At 49.4% G+C, this 4,214-nt stretch carries 8 protein-coding genes; 2 read left to right on the forward strand and 6 right to left on the reverse strand.

From position 1 onward, the window contains the following. Positions 1-14: 14 nt before the first annotated feature. The 6 genes from ACY692_RS14280 to ACY692_RS14305 form a co-directional block, all read right to left on the reverse strand. The gene (locus ACY692_RS14280; protein ID WP_462326051.1) at positions 15-182 is read right to left on the reverse strand and encodes a YgiT-type zinc finger protein; all 168 of its coding nucleotides are present in this window, start codon (positions 180-182) and stop codon (positions 15-17) included. Between the two features lie 131 nt (positions 183-313). Beyond that, positions 314-814: a GNAT family N-acetyltransferase gene (locus ACY692_RS14285; RefSeq protein WP_462326052.1), complete on the reverse strand. Its 501-nt coding sequence runs from the start codon at positions 812-814 to the stop codon at positions 314-316. Beyond that, positions 811-1,101 carry a type II toxin-antitoxin system TacA family antitoxin gene (locus ACY692_RS14290; RefSeq protein WP_462326053.1) on the reverse strand — a complete coding sequence of 97 codons (291 nt, stop codon included), beginning with the start codon at positions 1,099-1,101 and terminating at the stop codon, positions 811-813. Before ACY692_RS14290 ends, ACY692_RS14285 begins: the two co-directional genes overlap by 4 nt. Positions 1,102-1,224: 123 nt before the next feature. Next, complete coding sequence (locus ACY692_RS14295; protein WP_462326054.1) at positions 1,225-1,491, reverse strand: helix-turn-helix transcriptional regulator; 267 nt, start codon at positions 1,489-1,491, stop codon at positions 1,225-1,227. Between the two features lie 272 nt (positions 1,492-1,763). Continuing rightward, on the reverse strand, positions 1,764-2,081 hold the full coding sequence (locus tag ACY692_RS14300; RefSeq protein ID WP_462326055.1) for a CcdB family protein: 318 nt from the start codon (positions 2,079-2,081) through the stop codon (positions 1,764-1,766). Further along, the gene (locus ACY692_RS14305) at positions 2,081-2,329 is read right to left on the reverse strand and encodes a type II toxin-antitoxin system CcdA family antitoxin (RefSeq protein ID WP_462326056.1); all 249 of its coding nucleotides are present in this window, start codon (positions 2,327-2,329) and stop codon (positions 2,081-2,083) included. The genes ACY692_RS14300 and ACY692_RS14305 overlap by 1 nt, the downstream gene beginning before the upstream one ends. A 363-nt stretch (positions 2,330-2,692) precedes the next feature. On the opposite strand from ACY692_RS14305, the gene ACY692_RS14310 reads away from it, so the two are divergent. Both ACY692_RS14310 and ACY692_RS14315 read left to right on the forward strand, forming a co-directional pair. Next, positions 2,693-2,995, forward strand: a complete 303-nt coding sequence (locus tag ACY692_RS14310; protein WP_462326057.1) for a helix-turn-helix domain-containing protein — start codon at positions 2,693-2,695, stop codon at positions 2,993-2,995. Then, on the forward strand, positions 2,992-4,214 hold a 1,223-nt coding region (locus ACY692_RS14315; RefSeq protein ID WP_462326058.1), incomplete at its 3' end, for a type II toxin-antitoxin system HipA family toxin. The genes ACY692_RS14310 and ACY692_RS14315, both read left to right, overlap by 4 nt.

The raw sequence follows: 4,214 nt of genomic DNA on the forward strand, positions 1-4,214 counted from the left end.
GTCTGCTGTCGTTCTCACGGTTTCAACTCCTCCTGGAAGATGTTTAACGCTCTCTCCTCGCCGCATTGTTCGCAGATTCGAGCGGGCACGTTAAGAATCACAATCACCTTGCCATTGTTCATTTCAAAAGGGAGGATAGTCGTTCCAATCTCCATTTTCCCTTTGCAGAGTGGACAGGCCATGTCACTGTCTCCTGATTCTGAATTCTTCATCCCAGCGTTCGCTGGTGGGTTCATACAATGTTATCAACCAGATAGTATTGCTTTCCTGATCCCGGGCTACCATGGCATGCAACGTTCTTCCGGAAATTGTATTACAGGGAGTGTAAAGGCAAAAACAATCGGTTGCTACAATCCGTCAATCTTTTAAACCCGTACTGTTCATAAAATGCTCTGGCAGTATCATCCACGGCATCGACCACCATGGCATGGATCGCAATCTGATCACGGACTGACAGGGTTCGCTGGATGGCATCTACAAGCAGCATCCTGCCGATACCACAACCCTGTGCCCGTTTGCTGACACCAAGCCTGCCGATCAGGGCGGCTGGAATCGGATGCCTGGGAAGCCTTCGGGCCATATTTTCGGGCAATTGGTTCAAGGCAATGGATAATGCACTCAAGCTATAATATCCCACTATCTCCCTGGGTTTGTCGAGCCGAACCGCAACAAAGACACGGCTGATGCCGCGTCGTATATCCTGTCCTGCCTGCTTATGGATATAACGGTCCAGTGCCTCTTCATGACACGAAAAGCCTGTCCGGTCGTGATCAGCCTGCAGCGGCTCGATAATCAGATCCTGAGAGTGTTTCATTTTGCAACAACACGCTGGTCGTATTCTTCAAAGGCTTCTGATAGTTTGGTTGTGAACCGCACAGGTCCGGAAAGCGCCCCCAAAAAGGCCTGCGATTCTTTGGCGTTCAGGGACATCGACTGATGCTCCTGGACTGTTTTCTCCGCATGCTTCAAAGCACTGGTCAAAATAAAGTTGCTGACGGTTTTCCCTTCAAAACCCGCGGCAAGGGTTATCAACTCCTTGGCCCTGCTTTTCACACGGAGGTTGATCCGTTCGGTTTTGGTGTTTTGTGATGCTGTATTCATCCCCCTGTCTCCCTGTTTGTTATAAATTCCAAAAAAACGTACGTCAAAAAGGTGCCTCCGTCAATCATCCGTCCAGCCGAGAGCAAGGCACCCGTGGGGTCTGATCCATCTAACAACGTACCTTCATCCCAGGAGCAGCCTTCTGTCCAGATGAAGGATCTCCGCCAGTTTGGCGGCATTTTTCTTTCCGATGGAACGTTTTGCGTTTTCCATTTCAGAAATATGACGCTGAGGAATTCCAGACAATTCGGCAAGGCGGGCCTGGGTCAGTTCGGCACGATGACGGGCCCCACGCAGGGCGTGACCGGCCTCGGTCCCCTGGGCGAGTTCAGGAAAGGCAGCCCGCCACGGTACAGAATCCGACATATCCGTGATACCAAGCCGTTTCATGGCCCTGATCGCCTTTTCCCTGTTTGCGGCAGGCCCTGTCAGGCAAATCTGCACCGAGTCAATAGCCGCTAAACGGTGATTGATCCTGCGGTTGCAAGTTACAAAAAACACTAAAAAAGCCCACCGAGGAAAATTCCAGGGTGGGCGTAGTTGTTTACAGGCACACGCGCTATGGCGCTGCCGGTTTGGTCAGAGATAGAGACCGGCCTGCGGGTTAGTTGTCCGTGGCAGCAGCCAGTCTTGATGCCATCTTTTGACGCATTTCCTGCACATCAAAAACCAGTGAAAAGAAAATCAAGGGCACGGATGAATCGATCTCTGAATGCCGAAAGATCACACACAAACGGGCCCATATCCGAAATGTGAATCCCGGCCATTTGCGGCGTCAGAACGATATAGGGTGAGCCGTTGATTGCAACGGTGGGGGTCAACGCATCGATAGGCTTCTCGAGCAGGGGGGGTGAGGGACACAGGGGAATCACGACGCGGGTCTGAAGATCCTGCAGAAAATCGTTCTGCACATCCATGAGATAGGGCATCGTTTCCCGGGTTTCCTGGTTGATATTTTCATAGACTGAACATTGAGCCATCAGAAGCACCTGCTTTTTTGACTGAAAACACCATGCTGTTCGACATGTTCGTTATAGGCATCAATGGAATCCTTGTTGTCCAGTTTCCATTGTTCCTGCCTTTTTTCCCGGATCATTTCGATCAGGGCTTGCTCAAGGGTAGCTGAAAGGTTGATGTCCAAGTCCTTTGCCTGTCGTAACAGGTCGCAATTGACGCTCAGATTGGATGCCTTTTTGGGGGCTTTTTCTTCAAACAATATAACCGGCATATGTCCTCCTGGATTATCCGGGTATTCCTATTCCTTATTCAATATGCGCATATGCTATGTGCAGTCAAGTTGCGCTCTTTCTCTGTGGTATCAACGTTCCGTGCCCCACTCAAGCGAGGTGATGCGGGCTGTCAAGAAACAAGGTCTCCTGCCTGCTGCATCCTTTCCTTCCTTCTTGCCTTTTACTTTAATAAGAGCTAAATAATGATCTGTTAAATGCGTATTAACCTTTTACAGATCATATTTTAGTACCTTACTCGCGAGAGTCTGCCATAAAAAACAAGAAAATTTTATAACCGCTTGAACTTAAAACTTAAAACCTAAAACCTAAAACTGCGGCTTGGCCGCATTAGCTTTTATTATATGCAATCATTTACTCTGATCACTCCCGAAGAAGTTGCTGTCGAACTGGCCAGGCGGGTCAGGGAACTGCGTTTGGCCAAAAAATGGAAACAGAAAACATTGGCTCAGCGTTCCGGCGTGAGCGAAGGGAGTTTGAAACGGTTTGAACAGACCGGCAAAATTTCCATGTCAGGTTTTTTAAAACTGGTCTTTACCCTGGGCAGACTCGATGAAGTAAGCGAGATTTTAAAGCCTCCCAGGGCGAACTCCATCAAAGAACTTCAGAACCTGGACCGCACAAGGCCCAAACGGGGGTCTGTTTGAAAACATTGAATGTTTTTTTGCATCGTGGGCCAGGCGATGTGCAAACGGTCGGTCAGCTCGCAGAAAAAGGCTCCTGCCTTTTTTTTGAATACGAGCCCGGCTTTCTGCATAAACCGCTCTGGCTTTCTCCTTTCAAACTTCCTCCTGAGCCTGGACTGCATGAGCATACGGATCATGCATTCGGCCCGATATTCGGCCTTTTTGATGACTCCCTGCCGGATGGATGGGGGCTCTTGCTCATGGATCGCTTTTTCAGAAAAAAGGGAATTGATCCCGCTCGGATTTCCGTCCTCGATAGGCTCGCTTTTCTGGGAAATGACACCATGGGAGCCTTGACCTATCAGCCTGCTGCTCCCATCATAAAAGATGATGTTCCTTTTGACCTGCAAGGCCTCGCTGAAGAGTCCAGGCAGGTTCTTATCGGAAAAACAAACACCGTTCTGCCTCGTCTCATGCGGGCAGGAGGAAGTCCCGCAGGTGCCCGGCCCAAGGTGCTGGTCGGGGTGCATGGGGATATTCTGATTTCAGGGGAAACGGATCTTCCGTCCGGCTTTGAGCACTGGATAGTCAAATTTGCTGCGGTAAATGATTTCAAGGACAGTGGTCCCCTTGAATATGCCTATTCACTGATGGCTAGGGAGGCAGGCATACGCATGCCTAAAACACGACTGTTCGAGACCGTTGACGGTCAATCTTTCTTCGGAGTCAAACGCTTTGACAGGAAAAATAACCATCGTTTCCATGTGCACACCTTTGGCAATCTCATCCATGCCAACTTCAGAATTCCCTGCAGCGATTATGAAGATCTTTTCAAAATTATCAATGTATTGACCCGAAACAACCAGGATCTGCTTGCCGGATTCAGGATGATGCTTTTCAATATTCTGGCCCACAACCGTGACGATCATGTAAAAAACTTTTCCTTTATCATGAACGATGATGGTGAATGGAATCTCGCACCTGCTTATGATCTGACCTATGCTCCCGGACCGGGAGGCGAACATTCCATGACCGTGCTTGGAGAAGGCAGATATCCCGGCCGGGAAGAGGTATTGCAAGTTGGGGTTCGGGCTGGTCTGACAAGAAAAGATGTAACCCAGGTCCTGGATGAGGTATGTGCCGCTGTGAGTCGATGGAATTTTCATGCCGCCCAGGCAGATCTTTTACCCCGGACCAGATCATTTATCGCCTCGGCCATCAAAGAAAATCTGAATCGGAT

It is taken from the genome of Desulfoplanes sp. (genome assembly GCF_054921335.1).